Raw genomic sequence first — 3,864 nt, 5'->3', positions numbered from 1 at the left:
ATAATAACAGCATCATCAGCGGATAGACTTCAACTGTTGCTGCTGTAACTATAATGCAAGGTGAAATAATTAAGGTAATGATTCACCACTCCGAAACAATCCGATGTCTCATCGAAAGAGAGAAAGTAATACATCAGGTTTTCGGGTTCTTTCTTTTGGGTCAGGATTTCGTCCACATAGGCAAGAAAGGCGTTTTTGATGCTGTTATCGTTGTAGTAGTCTGCCAACTTTGCCAGTTTACGTTCTATGGGTTTGTTATGCTGCAATTGCATGGCAGATTTCGAGCGTTCAGGCTTCACATCTCCGGTCAGTCCCCCATCATTATAGTATTGGCGGCGCTCGTCATAGACTTGGCTCAGCAGTTGATAGATTCGGGCGGCAGCCTCGTGATTTATGGCGGAGGCAGGCTTCAGTTGTTCTTCCTTGCTCTTCTTCTGCATAGTGGCGTGGTAGGCAAAGTAGAGGATGAAGTCACGGAAGAGCGTGGTTTGGGGCATGATGATTTCTACTAGGACATCCACGTCGGCAAGTACACTGAAGTCCACGGAGTAATAGCGGACACGTCCACGGGTGACGGAATTGACCTTTATGTCGGTTTTCAAGAAGCCCAAGGCCGAGAATTGCTTAATGATGACTTCCTGCCGGGTACGGCGGATACGGGTTTCTTCCTCTACACGCGCCTGGGAGTAATGGAAAGGCTTGTATTTAAAAGAAATCTGTTTTACTGTAAGCCAGTCGAACAGAATCAGCTCGTCGGGAGCCAGACGGTAGTTAAGTAATCGCAACACATTAATGCAGAGAGGTATTTCGGGAGCAGAGAGAGCTTTCTTGGCCATTGTTTCTGTTTTTTAGAATAAAAGTTTTGTAAAGATACGGATAAACTATGGAATTACCATCCGAAATGCCATACTTCATCGTCCCGGATGCCACACTTCAGCAGCTGAAATGCCACACTCCGTTGTCCGAAACCTATGGCATTCCGGACGATGAAGTGTGGCATTTCGGAGAATAAGGTGTGGTATTGGAGGCAACCGAGTGTGGCATTCGGGAAAGTCATCTTTTCATCTTCACCTCGTACAAATCGCCTCTCCGGTCTTTCAGGTTGCGTACACTGCCGTAGGTATGCAGTTCATTCAGCAAGTCCAGATCCACATCCGACACAAGAATCATTTCGGTATTCGGAGTGGCTTCCGCACGCTTGCCGTCTGTGGGGAAAGCGAAGTCGCAGGGAGTGAACACACCGGACTGGGCATACTGGATGTCCATGTTGTGCACGCGGGGAAGATTGCCTACACTGCCGGCTATCACTACAAAGCACTCGTTTTCGATGGCACGAGCATGGGCGCACACCTTTACGCGGCTGTAAGCATTCTGCGTATCGGTAAGGAAAGGAACAAAGAGTATCTGCATGCCTTGGTCCGCCATGATGCGGCTCAGTTCGGGGAACTCTACATCGTAGCATATCAGCACGCCTATCTTAGCACAGTCCGTATCGAAAGTTTGGATGGACTTGCCTCCGCTCAGTCCCCAGGACTTTATCTCGTCGGGAGTGACATGTATCTTTTCGTACATTTCATAACTTCCGTCACGTCGGCAGAGGAATCCTACGTTGTATAGCAGCCCGTCTTCCTTGATAAGCGGCATACTGCCCGTAATAATGTTGATGTTATAGCTGATGGCGAGCTTGACGAAACGCTCCTTGATTTCCTCGGTATAGGCCGCCAGCCCGCGGATAGCCTGCGACTCGCCCTCGTTGTTGAATTTTGCCATCAACGGTGCGTTGAAGTATTCGGGAAAAAGGACAAAGTCACTCTTGTAGTCGCTCACGGCATCCACAAAAAATTCCACTTGCTCAAAAAGGTCATCCAGTGTCTTGTAGGTACGCATCTGCCATTGTACCAAGCCTACGCGGACAGTGGTTTTGGGGTTTACATAGTCTTGTGTGGGAGCCTGATAGTAGATATTGTCCCATTGCAGCAGGCAGGCGTAGTGCTTGGACTCCTCATCATTGGGAAGGTAGTTGCGCATCACCTTGCGCACGTGGAAGTCGTTAGAGAGCTGAAAGGTCAGCACCGGGTCGAAGATTTCCTTTTGCTTCACCTTATCTATGTACTCCTTGGGGCGGATTTGATCGGCATATTTGTAGTAGTTGGGGATACGTCCGCCAAACATGATTGCCTTCAGGTTCAATGTCTCGCAAAGTTCCTTGCGGTATTCATACATACGGCGTGCCAGACGCAGGCCACGGTATTGGGGATGGATAAAGACTTCGATGCCATAAAGTATGTTGCCTTTCGGATTGTGGGTGTTAAAAGTCTCCTTGCCCGTAACCTGGGCGTAAGTGTGGTCGTTCTTCACATCATCGTAGTTCACTATGATGGAAAGCGCACAGCCCACGATTTTCTCGTCAACCACCGTCACAATCTGTCCCTCGGGGAAGATGCGTATCAGTTTTTCTATTTGTTTGTGCGTCCAGAACACATCGCTTCCGTCTGAATAAACGCGCGTAAACGATTGTGCCAACTGGTCATAATCTTCAATCTGCAGATTGCGTATCTGCACCTTATTGATTTTCATTGAATCCATAACTTTCTTGCTATTCCTGATTAAAAACAGTGCAAAGGTACGGTTTATCCTTACATGTTATCTTCCCCTCCGAAGATTTTTCTTTCCCATCTTGAACGGATAAGGGAAAAGATACGGAATTGATAACAAAAAGAGGAGGCATTCATCAGGCCTCCTCTTTCCCGTCTTATATGGACAGTTTCAATGACGGTCTTATCTATTGTTTCTTCTATTCTTCCACAGCTTGGTCATGTCTTCCAGTGTCTTGCCTTTCGTTTCGGGAACAAGCTTCCAGACAAACAGAGCAGCCACCACACAGATGATTCCGTATAAGCCATAAGCAAACATGTGCCCGAACTTGTCTCCCATATCTCCCAAACTCATATTGTACATAGGTACGAAGGTGGAAGATACAATGAAATTGAATATCCATTGGAAGGCTACGGCAATGGCTACTGCAGCGCCACGGATGGTATTCGGGAAGATTTCAGCAATCAGTACCCAGCAGATGGGGCCCCAGCTGAACATGAACGAAGCACTGTAGACCATGATGCTGACAACAGCCAACATGGGAGGAAGCCCTGCCACAACGTTGCAAAGAGCTACTCCGAAAGCACCTATCGCCATGCCGATAGACCCCGAGATGAGCAGCGGTTTACGTCCCCATTTCTCGACTGTAAAGACAGCCAGCAACGTGAACAGAATATTGATGATACCCATGATGACGGTTTGAACCATCGGGTTGCCCATTCCCATCGTTTCGAAGATACGCGGTGCGAAATAGAGTACGGCGTTGATACCTACCGCTTGCTGGAATACACTCAGCATGATACCGATAAAGATAACCATCCAGCCATAAGTGAAAAGCTTTTCCGTCTTTTCCTCTGCCGTGGCTTTGATTTGAGACAGAATAACCTTTGCCTGAGCCAAGCCGTTGATACGGCTTAACACCTGGAGTGCCTTATCATCCTTGCCACTCATGGCAAGATAGCGTGGCGTTTCGGGAACAAACAGTACGAGCAACGCAAAGACTCCTGCAGGAACAGCCTCACTGACAAACATCAGACGCCATCCTATCTCTGTGGTCCATGCTGCCGCTTCGGGATTCAGAATCTGGTTGACTCCTTCAATGGCCTTTATCACCGGACTTGAATTCTCGCCCAGAATGAGGAAGTTCACGAAGTAAACCACCAACTGGCCGAAGATAATGGCAAACTGATTCCATGATACCAGAGTCCCGCGAATGTTGCTCGGCGCAATTTCCGCAATATACATCGGGCAGATGGCCGATGCCAAACC

The 3,864-nt window shown here is 48.1% G+C and carries 4 protein-coding genes; 1 reads left to right on the top strand and 3 read right to left on the bottom strand.

Annotated elements, in window-relative coordinates:
* Nucleotides 1-29: 29 nt before the first annotated feature.
* Nucleotides 30-836, bottom strand: coding sequence for a hypothetical protein (locus ABUA47_RS15210; protein ID WP_005825533.1), 807 nt, complete (start codon nt 834-836; stop codon nt 30-32).
* A 47-nt stretch (nt 837-883) separates the two neighbouring features.
* Here ABUA47_RS15210 and ABUA47_RS15205 point away from each other — a divergent pair, with 47 nt between their 5' ends.
* Nucleotides 884-1,012, top strand: a complete 129-nt coding sequence (locus ABUA47_RS15205) for a hypothetical protein (RefSeq protein WP_005837113.1) — start codon at nt 884-886, stop codon at nt 1,010-1,012.
* A 41-nt stretch (nt 1,013-1,053) separates the two neighbouring features.
* Here the strand turns inward: ABUA47_RS15205 and ABUA47_RS15200 are convergent, their stop codons facing one another.
* The gene (locus tag ABUA47_RS15200; protein ID WP_005825535.1) at nt 1,054-2,586 is read right to left on the bottom strand and encodes a carbon-nitrogen hydrolase family protein; all 1,533 of its coding nucleotides are present in this window, start codon (nt 2,584-2,586) and stop codon (nt 1,054-1,056) included.
* Nucleotides 2,587-2,778: 192 nt separating this feature from the next.
* Nucleotides 2,779-3,864 (bottom strand): sugar porter family MFS transporter (locus ABUA47_RS15195; protein WP_349831735.1); only part of this gene is annotated, 1,086 nt, incomplete at its 5' end.

Origin of the sequence: Bacteroides sp. RTP31139st1_H2_RTP31139_211217 (assembly GCF_040227615.1) — a bacterium.
Lineage (GTDB): Bacteria > Bacteroidota > Bacteroidia > Bacteroidales > Bacteroidaceae > Bacteroides > Bacteroides uniformis.
The sequence above is the reverse complement of the archived record's forward strand: the minus strand, read 5'-3'. Positions and strand labels throughout refer to the sequence as shown.